23 protein-coding genes and 1 pseudogene are annotated in these 20,041 nt (G+C 72.0%); 10 read left to right on the top strand and 14 right to left on the bottom strand.

The features are described 5' to 3' along the window. The first annotated feature begins 30 nt into the window (after positions 1–30). From IL992_RS26600 to IL992_RS47815, 3 genes are all read left to right on the top strand, one after another. Positions 31–666 carry an ArsR/SmtB family transcription factor gene (locus IL992_RS26600; RefSeq protein ID WP_193206103.1) on the top strand — a complete coding sequence of 212 codons (636 nt, stop codon included), beginning with the start codon at positions 31–33 and terminating at the stop codon, positions 664–666. A 23-nt stretch (positions 667–689) separates the two neighbouring features. Beyond that, entirely contained in the window at positions 690–1,133 is a 444-nt protein-coding gene (locus IL992_RS26605) for a hypothetical protein (protein WP_193206104.1), read from the top strand. Between the two features lie 1,153 nt (positions 1,134–2,286). After that, the gene (locus IL992_RS47815; protein WP_319018840.1) at positions 2,287–2,520 is read left to right on the top strand and encodes a DUF2268 domain-containing putative Zn-dependent protease; all 234 of its coding nucleotides are present in this window, start codon (positions 2,287–2,289) and stop codon (positions 2,518–2,520) included. A 43-nt stretch (positions 2,521–2,563) separates the two neighbouring features. Here IL992_RS47815 and IL992_RS26615 read toward each other — a convergent pair whose 3' ends face one another. After that, entirely contained in the window at positions 2,564–2,992 is a 429-nt protein-coding gene (locus tag IL992_RS26615; RefSeq protein ID WP_193206105.1) for a YkvA family protein, read from the bottom strand. Next, positions 2,989–3,588, bottom strand: a complete 600-nt coding sequence (locus IL992_RS26620) for a Chromate resistance protein ChrB (protein ID WP_193206106.1) — start codon at positions 3,586–3,588, stop codon at positions 2,989–2,991. Before IL992_RS26620 ends, IL992_RS26615 begins: the two co-directional genes overlap by 4 nt. Positions 3,589–3,653: 65 nt before the next feature. Between IL992_RS26620 and IL992_RS26625 the strand changes: the two genes are divergently transcribed. Then, complete coding sequence (locus tag IL992_RS26625) at positions 3,654–4,385, top strand: sulfite exporter TauE/SafE family protein (RefSeq protein WP_193206107.1); 732 nt, start codon at positions 3,654–3,656, stop codon at positions 4,383–4,385. A 26-nt stretch (positions 4,386–4,411) separates the two neighbouring features. Here the strand turns inward: IL992_RS26625 and IL992_RS26630 are convergent, their stop codons facing one another. Continuing rightward, the gene (locus tag IL992_RS26630) at positions 4,412–6,409 is read right to left on the bottom strand and encodes a heavy metal translocating P-type ATPase (RefSeq protein WP_319018841.1); all 1,998 of its coding nucleotides are present in this window, start codon (positions 6,407–6,409) and stop codon (positions 4,412–4,414) included. Between the two features lie 66 nt (positions 6,410–6,475). Between IL992_RS26630 and IL992_RS26635 the strand changes: the two genes are divergently transcribed. Together IL992_RS26635 and IL992_RS26640 are read left to right on the top strand one after the other, a co-directional pair. Next, entirely contained in the window at positions 6,476–6,853 is a 378-nt protein-coding gene (locus IL992_RS26635) for an ArsR/SmtB family transcription factor (protein WP_193206108.1), read from the top strand. Between the two features lie 140 nt (positions 6,854–6,993). Beyond that, positions 6,994–7,752, top strand: coding sequence for a MerR family transcriptional regulator (locus IL992_RS26640; RefSeq protein ID WP_193206109.1), 759 nt, complete (start codon positions 6,994–6,996; stop codon positions 7,750–7,752). 73 nt (positions 7,753–7,825) lie between these two features. Here IL992_RS26640 and IL992_RS26645 read toward each other — a convergent pair whose 3' ends face one another. The 3 genes from IL992_RS26645 to IL992_RS26655 form a co-directional block, all read right to left on the bottom strand. Continuing rightward, the gene (locus tag IL992_RS26645; protein WP_193206110.1) at positions 7,826–8,005 is read right to left on the bottom strand and encodes a hypothetical protein; all 180 of its coding nucleotides are present in this window, start codon (positions 8,003–8,005) and stop codon (positions 7,826–7,828) included. After that, entirely contained in the window at positions 7,942–8,298 is a 357-nt protein-coding gene (locus IL992_RS49010; RefSeq protein ID WP_193206111.1) for an MmyB family transcriptional regulator, read from the bottom strand. The genes IL992_RS26645 and IL992_RS49010 overlap by 64 nt, the downstream gene beginning before the upstream one ends. A 211-nt stretch (positions 8,299–8,509) precedes the next feature. Next, positions 8,510–8,989 (bottom strand): MarR family winged helix-turn-helix transcriptional regulator, encoded by a 480-nt coding sequence (locus IL992_RS26655; RefSeq protein WP_193206112.1) that lies wholly within the window; start codon positions 8,987–8,989, stop codon positions 8,510–8,512. Positions 8,990–9,032: 43 nt separating this feature from the next. On the opposite strand from IL992_RS26655, the gene IL992_RS26660 reads away from it, so the two are divergent. Further along, on the top strand, positions 9,033–9,977 hold the full coding sequence (locus tag IL992_RS26660; protein WP_193206113.1) for an alpha/beta hydrolase: 945 nt from the start codon (positions 9,033–9,035) through the stop codon (positions 9,975–9,977). Positions 9,978–10,045: 68 nt separating this feature from the next. Here the strand turns inward: IL992_RS26660 and IL992_RS26665 are convergent, their stop codons facing one another. The 4 genes from IL992_RS26665 to IL992_RS26680 form a co-directional block, all read right to left on the bottom strand. Continuing rightward, entirely contained in the window at positions 10,046–10,576 is a 531-nt protein-coding gene (locus tag IL992_RS26665; RefSeq protein WP_193206114.1) for a MarR family winged helix-turn-helix transcriptional regulator, read from the bottom strand. Continuing rightward, positions 10,566–11,288 carry an SDR family NAD(P)-dependent oxidoreductase gene (locus tag IL992_RS26670; RefSeq protein WP_193206115.1) on the bottom strand — a complete coding sequence of 241 codons (723 nt, stop codon included), beginning with the start codon at positions 11,286–11,288 and terminating at the stop codon, positions 10,566–10,568. The genes IL992_RS26665 and IL992_RS26670 overlap by 11 nt, the downstream gene beginning before the upstream one ends. A gap of 99 nt (positions 11,289–11,387) precedes the next feature. After that, a complete protein-coding gene (locus tag IL992_RS26675) occupies positions 11,388–12,149 on the bottom strand; it encodes a phytanoyl-CoA dioxygenase family protein (protein ID WP_193206116.1) in 762 nt (253 codons plus the stop codon). 443 nt (positions 12,150–12,592) lie between these two features. After that, a complete protein-coding gene (locus tag IL992_RS26680; protein WP_404804788.1) occupies positions 12,593–13,030 on the bottom strand; it encodes a carboxymuconolactone decarboxylase family protein in 438 nt (145 codons plus the stop codon). Between the two features lie 95 nt (positions 13,031–13,125). Here IL992_RS26680 and IL992_RS26685 point away from each other — a divergent pair, with 95 nt between their 5' ends. Beyond that, complete coding sequence (locus IL992_RS26685; protein ID WP_193206117.1) at positions 13,126–14,010, top strand: sigma-70 family RNA polymerase sigma factor; 885 nt, start codon at positions 13,126–13,128, stop codon at positions 14,008–14,010. 1 nt (position 14,011) lies between these two features. Here the strand turns inward: IL992_RS26685 and trpM are convergent, their stop codons facing one another. Next, positions 14,012–14,380 carry a tryptophan biosynthesis modulator TrpM gene (gene trpM / locus IL992_RS49015; protein ID WP_404804789.1) on the bottom strand — a complete coding sequence of 123 codons (369 nt, stop codon included), beginning with the start codon at positions 14,378–14,380 and terminating at the stop codon, positions 14,012–14,014. Between the two features lie 58 nt (positions 14,381–14,438). Next, positions 14,439–15,587 carry an epoxide hydrolase family protein gene (locus tag IL992_RS26690; RefSeq protein WP_193206118.1) on the bottom strand — a complete coding sequence of 383 codons (1,149 nt, stop codon included), beginning with the start codon at positions 15,585–15,587 and terminating at the stop codon, positions 14,439–14,441. Positions 15,588–15,650: 63 nt separating this feature from the next. Between IL992_RS26690 and IL992_RS26695 the strand changes: the two are divergent. Further along, positions 15,651–16,285 (top strand): annotated as a pseudogene (locus IL992_RS26695) (helix-turn-helix transcriptional regulator). 26 nt (positions 16,286–16,311) lie between these two features. On the opposite strand, the gene IL992_RS26700 reads toward IL992_RS26695, so the two are convergent. Then, positions 16,312–17,427, bottom strand: a complete 1,116-nt coding sequence (locus IL992_RS26700) for a radical SAM protein (RefSeq protein ID WP_193206119.1) — start codon at positions 17,425–17,427, stop codon at positions 16,312–16,314. Between the two features lie 101 nt (positions 17,428–17,528). Continuing rightward, positions 17,529–18,668: a TetR/AcrR family transcriptional regulator gene (locus tag IL992_RS26705; RefSeq protein ID WP_193206120.1), complete on the bottom strand. Its 1,140-nt coding sequence runs from the start codon at positions 18,666–18,668 to the stop codon at positions 17,529–17,531. Positions 18,669–18,771: 103 nt separating this feature from the next. Here IL992_RS26705 and IL992_RS26710 point away from each other — a divergent pair, with 103 nt between their 5' ends. Further along, entirely contained in the window at positions 18,772–19,968 is a 1,197-nt protein-coding gene (locus tag IL992_RS26710; protein WP_193206121.1) for a cytochrome P450 family protein, read from the top strand. Positions 19,969–20,041: the final 73 nt, after the last annotated feature.

Here is a 20,041-nt window from a genome sequence, read left to right on the forward strand (position 1 = left end):
TGTCAAGAGGGGCTGCCGAAGCTCTGGGTCGTGCTGCGAATTCATTTCACCGCCGACGACATCGCACGAACCCGCCTGGCGACCGCCCCACGCGCAGACCACCACGATGACCTGATTCGCGCCAGCGTCGAGGCCGACGTCGCGGCCCGCGTCGGCGCGCTGCTCGCCGGGGGTGTCGAGGCGCTGCTACGTGGCTTCGAACCGCTGATGCGCTGGCGTGCACCGGTGCTGGAGGTGCGCCACCCCGTCGATCACGACCTGCGCCTCCAGGGCCGGGGCCTGTGGCTGATGCCGTCGTTCTTCAGGGGCGCGACGCCCCTGCCGCTCGCCCACCAGGACCTGCCACCGGTCCTGGTCTACCCGATCGCGCCCGAACACCGCCGGAACACGATCACCGACCCGGCGGACTCACTCGCCGACCTCATGGGCGGCACCCGCGCCGCCGTCCTCGCCGCCCTCCGCGACAGCGCCTCGACGACGCAACTCGCCACCAGGCTCCACACCTCACTCGCCGCGATGAGCAGGCACACCAAGACCCTCAGGCAGGCGGGCCTGATCACCAGCACCCGGTGTGGTCCGGCCGTCCTGCACAGCCTCACGCCGCTGGGCCGCAGGCTCCTCGACGGACCCCTTTGCGTTACCGCGCAAAGGTCTTCTCCGAGGTAGGGCGCTGATCGACTCTTACGGCTATGCGACTCACACGATCAATGATCTCGACGGCGATCGCCCTCTTCATCGGCATCTCCATCCCGCTGGCCGTCAGCCAGCCCGCGAACGCGGCGTGCGGAACCGTGAACAGCGCCAGCAGCTACTGGGGCTGGGACGGCACCTGGAGCACGCACGTGGTCGGCACCAACTGTTCCACACGGTATGGACGCTTGGTCTGGGACACCAGCGACAGCTGCTGCAACCCGTGGTGGGTGAAGATCGAGCGGCAGCTGTGGGGCAGCTATGGCTGGCTGACCACGCACACGCAGTCCAAGCGGGTGGAGTTCGGCAACTTCGGCACGCACAACACCGGGACCGTTCCGTCGCGGCCCTCGGAGGGCAGCGAGCGGTTCCACGCCTGCTGGGGCATCGGCTACCAGTCGAACCCGCCCAGTTCCTGGACGTGCGGCGGCTGGGTCAGCTAGCGGGACGTCTCAGGTCAAGGCTCGGTCGCCGGTCGCGGCCGAGCCTTCTGCCTCTGTCGGAGGTACGGGGACAGGCGCTTCTCAGAAGGAGGCGTTCTGGCTGTTTCGTCTGCCATCGAGCGATCAGCACCTGCCTTTACTGCCCGCATGTGTCCTCACATGAGCGGATCTCGTACACGCGGCGCGCAGTTTGACAGGGCTCCGAAGCTCCCGCTGATCGCCAGGGGAGTCACCCAGTCGGTCGCCTTGCACCGCCGGGGCGACCACCTGTTCAGTACCTTGGCCGAGGTGTGCGGGTTCGTTCCCATGCAGGGTGAAGGGGCGCGGCCCGAGCAGATCGCGACGAGCGGCGCCTGCACGTCCGGCTCCGGTTCGAGCCAAGAAAAGTGCTCTCTGAACTGGGAGGATAGGGCTTGTCGAAGGTCATATCCGTGCCGAGTTCGAGCACTTTCCCGTGCAGACTACCGCTTCCAGCCACAAGATCGTCGTGTCATCGGACGGGCGGGGAATCCTCAGCCAGGCCGGTGGACTGCTTCTGATCGAGACCCTGCGGGTCTGAATGACGCAGGCAAGAGCCTCTTCGGCTCCCGGAGGGTACAGCGGCTGCCCCAGCCTGAATCCATTCGTGATGCGCATTCGTATGCTCCTCCTCTGGCCTGCGCGAACTGGACCAGCTGATCACCGAACTCGATACCCAGGTGGTGACCAGTGATCCCGTGCGGACACCCAGACCCGGCTGGAGCACGCCCTGACCCGCCTGCTGGCCGGCCGACCAACCTCCAGCGACGGAGCTTTGACTATCTCCAGCCTGTGCCGCGACCCGAGAACGACGGGCAGGGCCACGGCGGCAGGCGGAGCATCCCCGCGTGCGCGGGGCCGACACTTGCTGAGCTGGGAGTTCTCGGCTCCTAGTGTCGTTTCTCATTCAGTTCGATTCAGCTCTGCTCGGATCACCATGACCCTATCTGCTGCCCCGCCTGCTCGCCGGCCGCTCGCTGGCCCGCTACGCCCGTATCTGCCCTGAGGCACTGACCCATTGGCAGGACCCGAGCCCCGGCGACGCGACGCCGGTAACGCTTACAGCGCACCAGGTCATGGCCATATCCGCCCGATTTTCCGCGAGTACTACGGTGACCCCGAGATCTTCGGCAAGGTGCTCACCGGGCTCGACGTGACAGGCATGCAGAACTTCACTGCCTGGGTGCACGGCGACCCCAGCGCCGAGCGCTTCGGCCTCACCCCGGTGGGACTGCCGATGGGCGCCGGATACGCCGCGGGCAACCGGCTGGTCGACACCTACCTGGCGGCGACCGGGCAGACGGCGGCGCAGGCCCTGCACGCCGACAGCTCGGAGATCATCGCCGCCACGCTCCGCCGCGGCGACTGACCGTTTCGTTACTACTTGTCGCGCGCGGCGTACCGTTTGGTGATCAGGCGCCGGGAGGGGGCTGGGTCAGGCCGGTCAGGCGGGCCAGCGCGGCAAAGCCGTCGTCGGTGCCGGGCCAGTGCCGGCGTACGGCGTCCAGGCCGGCGCGGCGGACGACCGAGCGCAGGACGACGGTGACGATGATGGCGTCGTCGGCGTAGCCGAGGACGGGGATGACGTCGGGCACCAGGTCGATGGGGAAAGCCAGGTAGGCCAGCAGCAGCGCGAGCCGGATGCGGACGCCGCGGGGCAGGCCGGGATCGGCGGCCAGGCGGCGGACCAGGCGCAGCGTGTCGGGCAGCAGTCGCAGCGCCTCGCGCAGCAGCCCGTCGCGGGGGCGGGCGATGGCCAGCGCGGCGATCAGGGCCAGCCAGGTGACCACCAGCGCGGCCCCCAGACCGATGAGCAGGTCCCATCCCTGCGATCCGGTCATGCCTGCCCGCCTTGGGGACGGCCGGGCACCGCGGCGCGGGGTTCGATGGGGGGCGCCTCGGCCGCCAGCGCGGCCTGTTCGAAGGCGGCCAGGTCGGCGGCGGCGTCCTCGACCGCGGCGCGTGCCGCGACGCCGGCCGGGGCGGCGAAGTAATCGCGTGTGGCGATCTTGGCCAGCCAGGAACGGAAGCGCTCCAGGTCGGCCTCCGACTCCTCGACTTCGGCGTAGGTGGCCCGGCCGCGGGCGCGTTCACGGGCCAGTTCTTCGCGGAAGGCGGGCAGGCGCTCCAGGACCTCGGCGTACTCGGCGTCGCGGGCGGCGTTGAACTCGGCGATGATCTGCCGCTGCTCGGCCGGGTCGGTGAGGGTCAGGTGCAGCATCCGGCCGGCGCCGCCCTGCTGGTGGACCCGGTCCAGCAGGCGCCGCACCGGCCGCAGGGTCTGCTCACGCTCGGGCAGCAGGCACACCGACTGCTGCAGATACAGCGCGCCGAGCGAGCGCAGCTTGCGCCACACCTGCATGCGCAGGTTCGGGGCTGCCCCGGCGGTGGACACGCTGATCAGCAGCCAGTCCAGCTGGTCCGAATGGTGCGTCACGCGTGCATGTTACACCTGTAACATCAATTGACAATGCTGATCAGAGCGGGATCCGGGGAGGCGCGGTGACCGTGCATCAGCTGGCCGTGCTGCTGGCGGCGTCCGGCGCCGCGTTCGTGCTGGCGCTGCTGTCGGCCGTGGCCGGGTTCGGCGGCGGGGTGCTGCTGCTACCGGTGTTCACCGCCTTGTTCGGGCTGCGGGTGGCGGTGCCGATGCTGACGGTGACGCAGCTGTCCAGCAACGGCTCGCGGGTGTGGCTGAACCGCCGCGACTTGCGCTGGCCGTTGATCGGCTGGTTCGCCCTCGGCGCTGTCCCTTCGGCGGTGGCCGGCGGGCTGCTGCTGGCCCACGCCCCGCTCGGGCCGCTCAAGCGCCTGCTGGGGGTGTTCCTGATCGGTGTGGTGGTCTGGCGACGGCGCACCCCGCATCCTCGTACGCCCGGCGACCGGGCTTTCACCGCGGTCGGTGCCGCCTCCGGGCTCGGCTCGGCGCTGCTGGGATCGGTCGGCCCGCTCACCGTCCCGTTCTTCCTCGCCTACGGTCTGACCCGCGCCGCCTACATCGGTACCGAGGCCGCCGCGGCTTTGACCATGCATCTGTCGAAGATCGCCGCCTACGGCGCCGGGGACCTGCTCACGAGCCGGGTGCTGCTGTACGGCGCCGCGCTGACCCCCGCCACCCTGGCCGGGGCCTGGGCCGGTAAGCGGATCGTCGGGCGCATCGGCGACCGTGTGTTCGTCATCCTGGTCGAGATCGGGCTGGTCGCCGCCGGTGTGCTGTTCCTCATCGGCATGTGACCGTGCGCGGCGGCGAAGGCCGGGCCTCATACCGGCCGGCCACGGGACGCGGCAGAGGCGCAGGCGCGTCGCCAGGCGGCCTTTCGCAGCAGGCGCAGCCCGTTGAGGCCGACGATGACGGTGGAGCCTTCGTGCCCGGCGACGCCGAGCGGCAGCGGCAGCTCGCCGAGCAGGTCCCAGGCCACCAGCACGGCGATGAACGCGGCGGCGATGGCGAGGTTGGCGACGACCAGGCGGCGGGCGCGGCGGGCCAGGGCGATCACCGCGGGTACGGTGGCCAGCTCGTCACGGGTGATGACCGCATCGGCGGCGTCCAGGGTCAGGTCGGCGCCGGTGCGGCCCATGGCGATGCCGGTGTGTGCGGTGGCCAGGGCGGGGGCGTCGTTGACGCCGTCGCCGATCAGCGCCACCCGTGCCCCCTGCTGCTGCAGGTCGCGTACGGCGTCGACCTTGTGCTCGGGGAGCAGGCCGGCGCGTACGTCGCTGATGCCGGTCTGGGTGGCCAGCCGGGCGGCGGCGCGGGGGTTGTCGCCGGTCAGCAGCACCGGCGCGGCGTGTGTGAGGACGGTCAAGCGGGTCACGGCGTCGGCGGCACCGGGCCGGACGCGGTCGGCCAGGGCCAGTACCGCGGCCGGGCGGCGGTCCAGCAGCATCACCACGGCGGTGTGTCCGCCGCCTTCGAATTCGGCCACCAGGGCGCGGGCCGGGCCGCCGGTTCCTTCGGGTAGCAGGTGGGCGGGGCTGCCGATCTCGACCAGGTGTCCGCGGATGTGTGCCCGCACGCCCCGTCCGGGCACCGCCACGAACCCGGTGGCCGGGGGCAGGTGCAGGCCCTTGTCTCGGGCGGCGGCGACGACGGCACGGCCCAGCGGGTGTTCCGAGCCGTCCTCGGCCGCGGCGGCGAGCGTGAGCAGCTCGCCCTCGCCGAGGCCGCTGCCGGGCAGAGCGCGGATGTGGGTCAGGTGCGGGCGCCCCTCGGTGAGCGTGCCGGTCTTGTCGAAGGCCACCTGGGTGACGTCGGCGAGCTGTTCCATCACCACCGCCGACTTGACCAGCACGCCGTGGCGGCCGGCGGTGGCGATGGCGGCCAGCAGCGGCGGCATGGTGGCCAGCACCACCGCGCACGGCGAGGCGACGATCATGAACGTCATCGCCCGGAGCAGGCTGCCCTGCAGGTTCTGGCCCAAAGCCAGGGGGATCGCGAACAGCGCGAGGGTGGCGGCGACCATGACCACCGAGTAGCGCTGCTCGACCTTCTCGATGAACAGCTGGGTGCGTGCCTTGGTGGCGCTGGCTTGAGTGACCATGGCCACGATCCGGGCGATCACCGTCTCACCGGCCGGGCGGCCCACCCGCACCCGCAATACCCCGGCGCCGTTGACGGTGCCGGCGAACACCTCGTCCCCGGCCTGCTTGTCCGCCGGGAGGCTCTCCCCGGTGATGGACGCCTGGTCGACGTCACTGGCCCCGTCGATCACCTGGCCGTCGGCGCCGATGCGCTCCCCGGGCCGGACCACGATGACGTCGCCGACGGCCAGGGCGGCGGTCCCGACGACCTCCTCCTGTCCCGCCGGATCCAGGCGCGTCGCCGTGTCAGGGGCAAGGTTCAGCAGGGTGCGCACCGAGTCGGCGGTGCGCTTGGTCGCCACCGCCTCCAGCGCGCCCGAGGTGGCGAAGATGACGATCAGCAGCGCACCGTCGAACACCTGCCCGATCGCGGCGGCGCCGATCGCCGCGGCGACCATCAGCAGGTCGACATCCAGCGTCCGCTCAGCCAACGCCCGCAGCCCGGCCACCCCCGGCTCCCACCCGCCGACGGCGTAACAGGCCAGATACAGCCCCCACCACAACCAGGCGGGAGCCCCGGCCAGCTGGCAGATGCCACCGGCGGCGAACAGGACGGCCGCCGCAATCGCCCAGCGCATCTCGGGCAGCGAGCCGGCCCCCGACCGCCACCACGCCAATCGGCGGCCGGGTGCGGCTGCGACCCCGAGGGTGGGGCGTGCTGTCAGCTCTGTCGTCACCCTGGCAGCTTATATGCGCACCCATGCAGGTACGCAAATAGCAGGGTTCGAGGCTATGCTGGCGGCATGCACACCTCGCTGCCCGACTTCGAGATGCCGAACGAGGAACAGGTGCACCTGGCCGCCGAGTCGTTCCGGCTGCTGTCCGACCCCACCCGCATCAAGATCTTGTGGGCGCTGTTGCAGGGCGAGTCGTCGGTGGCCTGCCTGGCCGAGCTCGCGGGCGCCGCCCCGACCGCGGTCAGCCAGCACCTGGCCAAGCTGCGTCTGGCCGGACTGGTCAAGGGCCGGCGCGAAGGCACCTTCGTCTACTACAGCGCCGCCGACGAGCATGTGCGCCGCCTGCTGGCCGAAGGCCTGTTCCACGCCGACCACATCGACCGCGGCGACCACGACCAGGACTCCTCCGCCGCCACCGCCCAGCCCGCACGCGCCGCCTCCTGACACGCGCCGCGCCCGGCCTCTGTGATCAGCCGCAGCGCCGACACCGCGTTCCCGGCGCTCCGAAGCCGACCACCAGGGCCGACAACGGCTCAGCGCCGGTTTTCGTTCCGACGTTCCGCAACCCGCGGTAACACTGGAACATGGAGTGGACGATCCAGGAACTCGCAGCGAGGGCCGGCATCACCAGCCGCACCCTGCGTCACTACGACCGCGTCGGGCTCTTGACCCCGTCCCGGGCCGGCGCGAACGGGTACCGCTACTACGACCCCACCGCGGTCGCCCGCCTACAGCGGATCCTGCTCATGCGCCGGCTCGGCATGGGCTTGCCGGCCATCGCCGAGGTCCTGGCCGACGAGGTGGACACGTGCGACGGGCTCCGCGCCCACATCACCGCGCTGGAAGAGGAACGGGACCGCATCGAACGGCAGATCCGGTCTGTGCGTCACACGCTCGAGGCCCTGGAGGCGGGGGCGGAACCGCGGATGGACGTGATGTTGGCGGGGTTCAACGACCGCTACAAGGACGAGGTGATCTCACGCTGGGGCGAGCGCGCCTTCCAGGTGAGCAACGACTGGTGGCACGGCAAGACCCTTGACCAGCAGCGGGCCTGGAAGCAGGCCACCGAAGACCTCGTCGCCGCATGGGTCGCCGCAGCGAAGGCCGGGGTTTCTCCGACATCGGACCACGCTCAGTCGCTGGCTGCCCGGCACGTCCAGTGGCTGAGCCGGATCCCGGGTACCCCCACGGCCGAGGGCGACCGGGAGCGCTCGATCGAGATGGTGAAATGCCTGGGGGACATGTACGTCGAGGGCCCCCGCTTCGCCGCCATGTACGACGACGCCGCGGGGGCGACGTTCGTCCGCGACGCGCTGCAGGCGTACGCGCGGACCCGGATGTAGCTCGTGTGGTTCGCAGAAATGACCAGTTCAGGGCGCCGGTGTCCGATCCATGGCGTGCGAAGAGGCCACGGTCCTACTGGACACCCCACTTCATGAGGACGAAGGCGCCCAGGATCTTCAGCACGACGAGCGCGATGATCACACAGAACACGATCAGCGCGGGGCGGTGCTCGAAGTGCTTGCCCTCCTTCAGTGGAGGGCGCTTGGCGACGCGCTCGGCGATGCGCTCTTCGATCGGCTTGCGGTGGAACATGAACGCACACTACTGCCGGCGTCGCTCGGTCCGTCTGACGACCTTGGCCGCAGCGGCGCGTCGGCCAGCGTGACGGTCCGCGGGTCGTCGGGGTTCTTGTCGGCCGCGGCCTGGAACCGCCCGAAGATGTCGCGCGCCTCACGCTGCCGGCCCACGAGCAGCGTTCGCACGCCGGGGCGGGTGAACAGCAGCCAGAGGCTGTTCCGCTCCTCCTCCGGCAGGTCGTCCAGTCCACCGACGAGGTCGGCGTACGCGCGGTTGTACGCCAGCAGGTCCCGGCACGGGCTGATCACGTGAGCCTGTGGGGTCGAGTGTCTCCAGCGGTGTGCGTAGCGCCGGACTGACCGGCATCCGGCCCGCCGGTTCGGCCGGGAGGGGCGCGCCGGCGAGGGCGAACAGGTGACTGCGCTCGGCCGGTGTGAGCCTCGTGCGCACCCGGCCCGTTGGGCCGCTCACCGTATCCCGTGCAGGCCGGGTGCCGCCGGGCGACCGAGGCGATGCCCGTCAGCCTGTGGGTGTGCCGATCTGGTTGCCTTCGAGTAGGGAGCGCAGCTTCGAGATGGCCTGCAGGGCGGCCGATCCTGAGGAACCGTCGAGAGTGCCTCCGATCAGCTCGGCCAGCGCGTCGGTGACGGTCGCCTCCGCCGCGTCGGCGAGCCGCGAGCCGTCGTCGGTCAGGGCAAGCAGCGAGGACCGGCGATCGGACGGGTTCGGCTGCCGGACGGCCCATCCCCGCTTCTCCAGACGGTCGACGCTCTTGCTGGTCGCGCCGATGCCGATGGCGAACTCGGCGGCAAGGTCCGCCACGCGAGATCCGGGGTGGTCGCGCAGGTAGCGCAGGGCCTCGAACTGTGAGGTGACGATCCCATGCCGTTCGCGGAGACGGTCGTTGAGTGCGTTGTACAAACGCGTCTCGCATCGGACCAGATCGGCGAAGAAGCCCGGAAGGTCGGCTACGTCACCGCCGCTCGATTTAGATGCCACGGCATATAGTGTAGCGGCATCTACTTACGGCGGGAGCACAACCATGAGCAAGGAACAGCGCGCCCAGGTCGACACGATGCTGCGGCAGCCGCGGCCCGAGGGCCCCCGGTCGGTCGAGGCGATCCGATCCGGATTCAAGGCGCTGATGTCCCGGATGATCGTGCCCGGCGACATCCGCGTCAGGCAGACCACCCTGGGCGACCGACCCGCACTGCATGTCGAGCCGGACAACGGGCGACGAGGCGGGACGATCCTGTACTTCCACGGCGGCGGCTGGGTGTTCGGCTCTCCCGACACCGCTCTGTCGCTGACGGGAAACATGGTGGCCAAGACCGGTTTCGCGGCGTACTCGGTGGATTACCGGCTTGCCCCCGAGCATCCGTTCCCGGCCGCGATCGAAGACACCCTGGGCGCCTACCGCGCCCTCCTCGACAGCGGCACAGACCCCTCGGCCATCGCGTTCGTCGGCGACTCCGCCGGCGGCGGCCTCACCGTCACCACCTGCCTCGCCGCCCGCGACGCGGGCCTTCCGCTGCCCGCCGCCATCGTGGCGTTCTCCCCGGGCCTCGACGCCACCCGAACGGGCGAGAGCATGGACACCAAGGAAGGCATCGACCCGATCTTCACCCGCGAGACCGTGGGACACACCGGGGCCATGTACCTCGCGGGAGCCGACCCGCACCAGCCCCTGCTCAGCCCGGCCGTCCTCGCCGATCTGACCGGCTTCCCCCCGATGCTGCTCCAGGTGGGCACCAACGAGATCCTGCTGGACGACTCCACGCGCCTGGCCGCGCGCGCGAGGGCGGCCGGAGTGGATGTCATCCTGGACGTCACCGCCGACGTGCCGCACGTGTTCCAGTCGTTCGCCGGCGTCCTGGACGAGGCGGACGAGGCACTGGACCGCGCGGCTTTCTTCCTCGGCCAGCGCATCCGTGCCAGGGGCACGGCGCACCCGTCAGCGCCGGCCGCCACCACCCCGTCTCGCTGAGCAAGAGCGAGATCAATATCACCGCGGCTTCCCGCACCTTGGCTGCTCACGCCCGGCCACGTGAAGGGTCAGTCCCCGACCTGCCCGGTCAGGCTCGGGCCGCCGAGTCCGGCGAGCAGTTCGCGCAGCAGGCCGGCGAGCTGCTCGCGGCGTTCGGGCGAGAGATGGCCGACGAGGCGGTCCTCGGCCACGAGCAGGTCGGCGACGACACGGTCGAGCAGGGCGTTGCCCGCGTCGGTGAGGGCGACTGCGCGCGCGTGGTAGCCCGACCCGGCGGTGGTCCGTTCGACCAGCCCGGCCCTGGCCGCCCGCTCCACGCGCTGGGTGATCGCGCCGCGCGTCACCATGCACGCCTCGGCCAGCTCGCCCGGGCTCATCCGGTAGGGCGGGCCGGAGCGCCGCAGCGTGGACAGCAGATCCAGGGTCGCGACGTCCACGTCCAGGGTCGCGAGGAGACGGCGGCGCTCGTCCCCGAAGAACTTGGCGGCCCACCAGATCCGGGTGATGACCCCGATCGACTCCACCGGGACGCCCGGCAGCTCGCGCCGCCAGGCGTCCTGGATGGCGTCGGCGCCGTCGCGTGGCGGCTCAGCGGCCACGCTCGGCCCCGCCGTTCACCTGGATGATCTGCGCGGTGACGTGCCCGCCGCCGGGCGAGGCGAGCCAGTGCACGGTCTCGGCGATGTCCTGCGGCGACCCGGCCCGGCCGGTGTGGGTCTGCCCGACGAGCATCGTGCGGCGTTCGTCGTCCATGGTGCCGCGGAAGAACTCGGTGTCCTCGATGAACCCCGGGGCGATCACGTTCACCGTGATGCCGCGTGGCCCGAGGGCGGAGGCGAGGTCGAACGCGTAGGGGTGCAGGGCCGCCTTCATCGGGCCGTAGGAGGTGCCGCCCGACCCGCGGAAGGCCGCGATCGAGCTGATGAACACCACTCGCCCGTGCGGGTTCAGCAGATCGCGCAACGCCTCGGTCGGCAGCACCGCCGTCAGCACGTTGGCCCGGAAGTTGCCGGTCCACCGCTCCGCGACGCCGCCCGAGTCGCCGTGCCTCTCGATGTTGCCGCCCGCGTTGTTGACCAGCACGTCGATCGCGCCGAAGCGCTCGGCCAGGTCGGTGCGCACCCGTTCGACCTCCGCGGGCTCGCTCAGGTCGGCCACCAGTGCGGTGCCGCCGATCTCCTTGGCCGCCTTCTCCAGGACGTCGGCGCGGCGGCCGATGATCGCCACCCGGTCCCCGTCGGCCGCGAAGCGCGCCGCCACGGCCTTGCCGATGCCGGTGCCGCCGCCGCTGACCACTATCGTGCGCGTCATTGCGATCCCCTCTGAGTTTAGCCCTAAACTCAGCCTAGCTCGCCGGAGGAACCGGATCGCAACGGTGGGCTGAAACCATCGTCGCGGAGGCGCGGCCGGTCAGCCGCCGAGCCCGAGCCGTACGGCCCGGGCAAGGGGGGTGGCGTCGCCGGGGGCCAGCGCCTCGGTCAGGAAGAGCGGAATCTGGGACATGAAGCGAGGCCGGGCACCATGGTGGGGCTGCGCGGCGTGGACGAGGTGCGGGTGGCACAGGTAGACGTCGCCGGGCAGTCCCGTGGCGTGGGTCTCGGGCCGGTGCGCGGTCGCCTCGTCCAGTACCGGGCCCGAGGCGAAGAACTCCAGCCCCTGCTCGCCGTACGGTTCCAGGACGCGGACGGCGTCGAGGTGGGAACCGGCCCTGATGCGGGTCGGCGCGTCGTCGGGGCCGACCTCCGACAGCAGCACCAGCACGAGCATCGTGCGGGACGCGAGGGTGACGGTCCCCCAGGCACCGGCGGGTCCGGGGTCGTTCTGGTCGATGTGCCAGCCGGTGTCCCCGGCGTCGGAGGGGTGGGGGAACCGGACGGGCGTGTTGCCGATGGTGCCGCGCGGCACCCATCCGCCCTTGCCCGCGACGAGGTCCAGTGCCTCGGTCAGGCGCGGGGCGCGCATCGCCTCCCCGAACGGGCCCCGCCCCGCAGGGTCGGGGGCGGCCCACACCACCGGCTGCGTCCAGTCGTCCGGCCGGTCGGGGGACAGCCCGATCTGCCGCCACAGCAGATCCCTGATCCGGTCCCCGGTCTCGCGAGGGAACGCCTCCTCCACCTTGAGGAAGCCCTCGGTGACGAACCGGTCGAGGTCGGCGTCGGTGAAAACAGCCATGGCCGGACGCTAGCGACCTCCCGCGCGGGTGTCGATCGAATTAACCCCGGCACGGCCGGCCCCTGATGCCGATGAAAGGCGGTCGTGGTGTCCCTGTGGCACGGCCCAGCCGCCATGCCCCGTGCCGGGCGAGCCCGAGGGCCGCGACGAGTTCGCGTACCGTCAGCGCGCCGTCGCGCAGGGGCAAGGCACCCGCCGCCGCCCCGGCGTACACGATGGGCGGGGCAGGCCGCGGAGAACGCCCGCAGGTGACCGTTTGGCGCCCCGTTCGGCGAGCAGGAGGCCGCAGGCTCCGTTCGCGAGGCCGATGCGCGCTGCGTCGGCGATGTCGGCCATCGCGTCATCGAGCAGACGCCGTTCCCGGGCGTCGGGGAACAGGTGAGGGCCGCGGGGCGTCATCCCGTGATCACGCGGATGAGTCCGGGGATGACGCCCCGCCCGGTTCACCAGGTCTTGCCGGCCTGCTCCCGGATCGTGCGGTTGATTCGGTTGAAGAAGTTGGTCATCGCGATGTTGAGGATGATCGCGGACAGCTGCTTGTCGTCGAAGTGGGCGGCGGCGGCGTCCCAGATCTCGTCGGTCACGCCCGGCGCGCCGTCCTGGATCCGGGTGGCGGCCTCGGTCAGCGCGAGCGCCGCCCGCTCCGCCTCGGTGAAGAACGGCGTCTCGCGCCATGTGACCACGTTGTGCAGCCGCTCGTCGGTCTCTCCGTGCTTCTTCGCCGACGCGACCCCGGCGAAGACGCACGGGCTACAGCCGTTGATCTGGCTGGCGCGCAGGTGGACCAGCTCGAGGACGCGCGGGTCGGCGCCACCGGAGTGAATCGCCTTGTAGAGGTGCTGGATCGCCGTGGTCACGTCGGGATTCGCCGGGCTTTTCATGCGTGCTTCCATTGGTGCGGCTCCTTCATCGGTTACCTCGGCCCGTCCGGGCCCGTCATTCCCATGACGGAGCAGATTCGAGGAAGGTAACAAACATGTCCGACACCAGCCCGGCGGACCTGGTGACCACGACGTTCGAGGCCCAGCGCGACCGGCTGCGCGCGGTCGCCTACCGCATGCTCGGATCGCACGCCGACGCCGAGGACGTGGTCCAGGAGGCCTGGCTGCGGCTGTCGCGCCAGGACACGGCGGCCATCCACAACCTCGCCGGCTGGCTGACCACGGTGGTCGGCCGGATCAGCCTCGACGTCCTGCGATCGCGTCAGGCCCACCCCGAGGCGTCCTACGACGACCGGCTGCCCGAGTTCGTCGTGACGGTCGACGACGGCCCCGCGCCCGAGGACGATGTGGCGCTCGCCGACACGGTCGGGCTCGCGCTTCTCGTCGTCCTGGAGTCGCTCGGGCCGAGCGAGCGGCTGGCGTTCGTGCTGCACGACCTGTTCGCGGTCTCGTTCGACGAGATCGGCCAGATCCTCGGCAAGTCCGCCGCCGCCGCCAAGATGCTCGCCAGCCGCGCCCGCAGGAAGGTGCAGGCGGCCGAGCACCCGACGGCCGCCGGACGGGAGCAGCGCGAGGTGATCCAGGCCTTCCTGTCGGCGGCTCGCCGCGGCGACTTCGAGGGGTTGCTGCGCGTGCTCGACCCCGAGGTGAAGCTGACCGCCGACACACCCGGCGGTGTGGTCGTCGTCCTCGGCGCCACCGAGGTCGCCGCCGGCGCGCAGCTCCGTCTGCGCGCGGGCGCGGCCGCGCGAGGCCGAGCGGTGCTCGTCAACGGCCTTCCCGGGTTCGTGGCGTGGCGCGAGGACGGCACCCCGCTGTCGGTCATGGCGTTCACCGTCGCCGACGGCCGGATCGCCCACATCGCGGTCGTGGCCGACCCGGCCAGGCTCGCGGCGATGGACCTGCCGGACCCGGAGTGAGTCACCGACGGAACCGGCTTCGTCCGTGGTCCGCGACCTTCAGCTTCCGCAGCCCTGCGTGGTGGGTAGTTGCTCGAACTCCGCGGCGAACGCGGGATCCGCCACGCCCGGCGCTGGGCGGCTGGCAAGGGAAGCGTGCACGGGGGGTGCCGGACCAGCGCATCCCGTTCACCTGACCAGCCTCGGCACCAAGCACGTACCGCACGTTGCGCCCGAGCACACGCCGCGCGGGGGCACGGCAGCCGCGCGGCCGGCGCCCAGGGGCGAGGCGGATGGCGATGGACACAGCGGGAAGGAACCGGGACCGGGCCACGGCCGGGCCACGGTGGCGCCGCCACCCCCAGACCGCCACCGGCAAGACGACGACCACCCTGACGATCGACGACCGTCAGTCCCCGCGGTGTCTCTGCCGTCTTTGCGGCCGCGCCCTACTGGGTTCTCACCTTCCGGAAGAAGTCCCGGATGTCGGTGACCAGGAGGTCCGGAGCCTGCAGCGAGGCGAAGTGCCCGCCGCGGGAGAACCGCGACCAGTGAACGACCGTGTTCGACAGCTCCGCCAGCCCGCGGATCGCCCGGTCGCCGAGGAAGTTCGCCACCCCCGTCGGCACCGGCGAAGGCGCGGGGCGCCGGCCCCACGCCTGCGACCCGATCTCCAGGTACAGCCGCGCGGCCGATCCCGCCGTCGCGGTCAGCCAGAAGATCGTGACGTTGGTCAGGACGGTGTCGCGGTCTATGGGGGTTCGCTCGGTACGGGTGGGGTCCCAGTCCACGAACCACTCCAGATTCCAGGCCAGTTGCCCGGCCGGGGAGTCGTTGAGCGCGTACGCCAGGGTCTGCGGCCGGGTGGACATCTGGGTGGCGTAGCCGGAGTGGGCATACCACCACGTCTTGTTCTGCTCGGCCTGTTCGCGCTCGTCGTCGGAAAGCCTGTCCAGCTCGCCGGGGTCGATCGGCGTCGAGGCGGTGGCCAGCGCGTTGACATGGACGCCGATCACGCGTTCCGGCGCGATCCGGCCGAGTTCCGGGGAGACGATGCTGCCGAAGTCGCCCCCCTGGGCGCCGTAACGCTCATACCCCAGGCGCCGCATGAGCTCGGCCCAGGCCCGCGCCACGCGTCCGGCGCCCCAGCCGGTCTCGCGGGTCGGGCCGGAGAACGCGAAGCCCGGCACCGAGGGCGCGACGACATGGAAGGCGTCCGCCGGGTCCCCGCCGTACGACCGCGGGTCGGTCAGCGGCCCGAGGATGTCCAGGAAGTCGTACACCGTGCTCGGCCAGCCGTGCGTGAGGATCAGCGGTGTGGCGTCGGGCTCAGGGGAGCGTACGTGCAGGAAATGGATGTTCTGGCCGTCGATCTCGGTGGTGAACTGCGGGACCTTGTTGAGGCGGGCCTCGTACTCGCGCCAGTCGTAGGCGGTGCGCCAGTGTTCGACCAGCTCCATCAGGTAGTCCTTGTTCACCCCGTAGGACCAGCCGACACCGGGGAGTTCGTCGGGCCAGCGGGTGCGGGCCAGTCGGCCGGCCAAGTCGTCGAGATCGGCCTGCGGGATGTCGATGCGAAACGGTTCTAATGTGCTCACGCCAGTCAGCCTCCCGTCCGTGTAGGACAGGTCCGGTCCTACACATCCGTCACCATGGACAGAATGTTGGATACCCCGGGCCGCCTGCTCCGGCTGCTGTCGTTGCTGCAGACCCACCGCGACTGGTCGGGCACCGAGCTCGCCGAACGCCTGAACGTCACGACCAGAACGGTGCGGCGCGACGTCGAAAGGCTGCGCGAGCTGGGATATCCGGTGCACGCCACGGGGTCCAGTCGGCCCGGACAGCCGAACCCCATCGCCTGGTCTCCTGGGGCCGCAGGTGGTACCTGATCGCCTGGGACGCCGGCCGGGGCGACTGGCGCACCTTCCGCGCCGACCGCATGTCGCTGCGCACACCCAACGGGCCCCGCTTCACCCACCGCGAGCCACCCGACGGCGATGTGGCGACCTACCTCCGCAGGACGATCGGCCGTGACATCTGGCCGTACCGCTCCCGGCTGAGGGTGCACGCCCCCGCGGCGCGGATCGCCGGGCGCGTCGACGGCGTCGTCACCCCCATCGACGACGACACCTGTCTGCTGGAACTGGCCTCCGACTCATTCGACCTGGTCGCGCTCGTGGCAGGCATGCTCGACGTCGACTTCGACGTCGACTTCGACGTCGAATCGCCGCCGGAACTCGCCCGGCACCTTCGCAAGCTGTCCGACCGCTTCGCCAGTGCGGCCGGACAGCGGTGACAGGAGTTCCGCCGCAGCGGCTCCGGTCAGACGAGGGCGAGCTGGCGGTCGGGGGAGCGGCGCCGCCGCCAGCGCCGCGCGTCCCTGCCGATGCCGTAGGTCTCGGCGAGCGCACGCACCTGCTCGGCGATCCGCCGCCGGTAGCCGTCCTCGGCGACCTGGCCCCTGCCGTACAGCGCCTGGTAGCGCGGCACGAGACCGGGATGCTCGCGCTCCAGCCACCCCATGTACCACTCCCGCGCGCCGGCGGGCAGGCGCAGCACGACGGGCGTCACGCTGACCGCGCCCGCCTCGGCCGCCCGCCGTACGGTCGCCAGCAGGTGATCGGTGGAGTCGGTGATGAGCGGCAGGATCGGCGCCATCAGCACACCGCAGGGAATGCCGGCCTCGTTCAGCGCGGCGCAGATCTCCAGGCGCCGCTGCGGTGTCGCCGCTCCCGGCTCCACCGCGCGTCGCAGGCGGTCGTCGACGAAACCGACCGATACCAGGGCGCCGACCTGGGTCACCTTCGCGGCCTCGCGTAACAGCTCCAGGTCGCGCAGGACGAGGGGGCTCTTGGTGAGCACGGTGAACGGGTTGGCCGCGTCGGCCAGGGCCCGGATGACGCCGGGCATCAGGCGGTAGATCTCCTCGGCCGGCTGGTAGCAGTCGCCGGTGAGGCCCAGCGCGACCGGCTCGCCGCTCCAGCGGGGGGAGCCCAGCTCGCGCCGCAGGCGCCGGGCCAGGTCGGTCTTGACGACGATCTTCGTGGAGAAGTCGCGGCCCGGGTCCAGGCCGAGGTAGCGGTGGCCGCGCCGGGCGGTGCAGTAGCCGCAGCCCGCCTCGCAGCCGCGATAGGGGCTCGCACCCCACGTGAAGGGCAGCTCGGCGGCTTCGGGCACCCGCTCGAGCGCCGCGCGGGCCGGCACCTCGAAGCAGGTGATGCCGTCGAAGACGCGCGTGACGGCCTGCCGCTCGATACGCGGGCGGGTGGGGCCCTCACCGACGAGCGACTGCTGCACGGACTCTCCGGGCTGCCTGGGCTGCCGCACGGGCTGTCCAGGCCGCCGCGCCTGCTCTTGCTCGGGCTGCCGCGCCTGCTGCTGCCCCTGGGGCCGCGCAGCGGGCTGGTCCTCCGCACGGGAAGTGGCGTCGCGACGCATGAGGTTCAGTAGAACACGCATTCGACCCCTGCGCCAAGTGTCCACGCCCGCGCGCGTCCCCGCCCGTACAGGGCCCCGCGGCGGTCAGGGCACGACGGCGGTCAGGGCTCGATGGAGGCGGCGGCGTGACAGGCGCCGTACCCGTCGGCGCGCGCGACCACGCGGCCCGACCGCACCCGGACGGCCGCCTCGGTCCCGTCGCTCACGGCGGTCACCCCGGCCGCCGCCGCGACGGCCCCCTCGTCGTCGTGCACCACGCACAGGCGCGGCCAGGCCTGCGCGGGCAACGCCTGCCGCAGGCAGGCGCGCAGCTCGGCGAGGGTCAGCCGGGCGAGCGGCCCCAGTTCGCCGGGGTCGCCGGTGACCAGGACCGCGGTGACCTCGCCGCCGGGCGGCGCGGCCCGCACCGCCTCCTCCACGGCCCCCAGGTGGTGCAGCCCGAGGACCGCCACCACACCGTCACGTGTGAGCGGGGCCGGCCCGCCCCGCAGCGCGTCCACCGCGGGCGGCGGCGACCAGGGCTCGCCGGCGGGCCGTGCGCGGGGGACGAAGGGCAGGTGCGGGGCGTCCCACCGGTCGCCGAGATCGAGGTCCGCCAGCGCGGCGCAGGCCGCGACGATGTCGAACGGCTCGGCGAACCCGGGCGCCGCGTCGGCCATCTGGCTCGCGCCGTGCAAAGTGGTCAGGGCCGTCTCCGCGATCCGCACCCGGCGCCGCGCGGAGGCGTCCCCGTCCAGCCGTTCGAGCGCGAGCCCGAGCACGATCGCGTTCAGCTTCATGAGCTGCGCGAACGGCTGGCGGACCCGCTGGTCGGCGAGCACCTCCGGCATCAGATCCATGCCGAGCCTGGCCGGGCCGTCGGTGGCCAGCGGAAGCCGGGAGACCCACGCGCGGGCGAACGCCGCGAGCGCCTCCCGGGCCGTGGCCGCGCCGGGTGTCCGGGCATGGAGTGTCTCGGCATCGGGCGTCCCGGGATCGGGTGTCTCGCCGGACGTGGGGGAGGGCCGCCGCCCGCCGTCCGGCCCGGCCTCCCGCTCGGCCAGGTCGGCCAGCACCGAGAAGTACAGGGCCCGCTTGCCCGGGAAGTTGGAGTAGACCGCGCCGCGGGTGAGCCCGGCCCGGTCGGCGATCGCGTCCACCTTGGCGTCGCGGAACCCCCGCTCGGCGAACTCGTCGCGGGCGGCGGCCAGCACCCTGGCCCGGTTTCGCGCCTGAAGCTCGGCCCTGGTGAGGCGTTCCATCCCTCTCCTCGTCCCCGTACGCCCGCTTGCCGTACGGCGGGACCCAAGATACCGTCACCACTCAGATGACAAGAACATCTGGGATGAACATCTGGAGCTGCCCGTGATCACCCTGCCCGAGGTGGACCTCACCGACCCCGAGGTCCTGAGCGACCCCTTCACCGCGTACGGACGCGTGCGCGAACGCGCGCCGCTCGCGCGGCTGCTGATCCCCGGCCTCGGCCCGATATGGGCCGTGACCAGGCACGACGGCGCGCGGGCGATGCTCGGTGACGCCCGATTCGAGCTCACCGCCGACAGCTTCATGCGCCCGCAGGTCCCCGACGACTGCCTGCCGTACATGCGGACCATGAGCGAGATGAACGGCCCCGACCACGCGCGGCTGCGCAAACTGGTCGCCCCGGCCTTCACCCCCCGTCGCGCCGCCGAGTTCCGGCCCCGGATCGAAGCCATCGTCGACGCCCTGCTCGACGACCTGCCCGCCCGGGCCGACGGCGGGCAGGTGGACCTGCTGCGGCACTTCGCCCGGCCGCTGCCGATGGACGTCATCTGCGCGCTGGTCGGCATCCCCGATGAGGACCGCCCGCGCTGGCGTGAATGGGGCGCCACCGTCGCCGCCGGGGCGGGCCAGGACTTCGCGCGGGCCATTCCGGGCATCATGGCGGGGGCCAGGGACGCCGTCGCCGCCGCCCGCGCCGGTCATTCCGGCGAGCCCGGGGGCGTGCTGGACGAGTTGGTGCGCGTCCAGGCCGAGGACGGCGACCGGCTGAGCGACACCGAGATCGTCACCCTTGTCTGGCACCTGGTCCTCGCCGGACAGACGCCGACCAACCTCATCGCCAACGCCGTGGCCGCCCTGCTGTCCCACCCCGACCAGCTCGCCGCCGTACGCTCCGACCCCGCGCTGATGCCGGGGGCCGTCGAGGAGCTCATCCGCTGGTGCGGCCCCACACTGCTGGCGATCCCGCGCCACGCCCGCCAGGACGTCGAACTGCACGGCGCGACCGTGCCCCGGGGCGCCAAGGTCACCGCCCTGGTCGCGGCGGCCAACCGCGACCCACGGGTGTTCACCGACCCCGACCGGCTCGACGTCACCCGGGCCCCCGGCGCCGGCCACCTGGGGTTCGCCCACGGCCCGCACTTCTGCCTCGGCGCCTCCATCGCCCGCGTGCAGACCCAGGCCGCGCTCACCGCGCTGCTGCGCCGCTTCCCCGGCCTGGCCATGGCCGCTCCGCCCGGCGAACTGCGCGCCCCCGACCCCGGCACCTGGCGGCTGACCGCGCTTTCGGTGACCCTGTAGACACGGCCCGCGGCGCGGCGCCCACTCTGCGCCCGCTCGGCGGCCGGGAGCGGGCGGCGCTCGGGCTCACCAG

The organism is Microbispora sitophila (assembly GCF_014892245.1).
GTDB lineage: Bacteria > Actinomycetota > Actinomycetes > Streptosporangiales > Streptosporangiaceae > Microbispora > Microbispora siamensis.

Coding starts and splice junctions, on each gene's coding strand:
- IL992_RS26605 (WP_193206104.1), top strand. CDS start 690: ATGCGACTCACACGATCAATGATCTCGACGGCGATCGCCCTCTTCATC.
- IL992_RS26615 (WP_193206105.1), bottom strand. CDS start 2,992: ATGACCGGATCGCAGGGATGGGACCTGCTCATCGGTCTGGGGGCCGCG.
- IL992_RS26635 (WP_193206108.1), top strand. CDS start 6,476: ATGCACACCTCGCTGCCCGACTTCGAGATGCCGAACGAGGAACAGGTG.
- IL992_RS26640 (WP_193206109.1), top strand. CDS start 6,994: ATGGAGTGGACGATCCAGGAACTCGCAGCGAGGGCCGGCATCACCAGC.
- IL992_RS26645 (WP_193206110.1), bottom strand. CDS start 8,005: ATGTTCCACCGCAAGCCGATCGAAGAGCGCATCGCCGAGCGCGTCGCC.
- IL992_RS26660 (WP_193206113.1), top strand. CDS start 9,033: ATGAGCAAGGAACAGCGCGCCCAGGTCGACACGATGCTGCGGCAGCCG.
- IL992_RS26670 (WP_193206115.1), bottom strand. CDS start 11,288: ATGACGCGCACGATAGTGGTCAGCGGCGGCGGCACCGGCATCGGCAAG.
- IL992_RS26675 (WP_193206116.1), bottom strand. CDS start 12,149: ATGGCTGTTTTCACCGACGCCGACCTCGACCGGTTCGTCACCGAGGGC.
- IL992_RS26680 (WP_404804788.1), bottom strand. CDS start 13,030: ATGAAAAGCCCGGCGAATCCCGACGTGACCACGGCGATCCAGCACCTC.
- IL992_RS26685 (WP_193206117.1), top strand. CDS start 13,126: ATGTCCGACACCAGCCCGGCGGACCTGGTGACCACGACGTTCGAGGCC.
- IL992_RS26700 (WP_193206119.1), bottom strand. CDS start 17,427: ATGCGTCGCGACGCCACTTCCCGTGCGGAGGACCAGCCCGCTGCGCGG.
- IL992_RS26705 (WP_193206120.1), bottom strand. CDS start 18,668: ATGGAACGCCTCACCAGGGCCGAGCTTCAGGCGCGAAACCGGGCCAGG.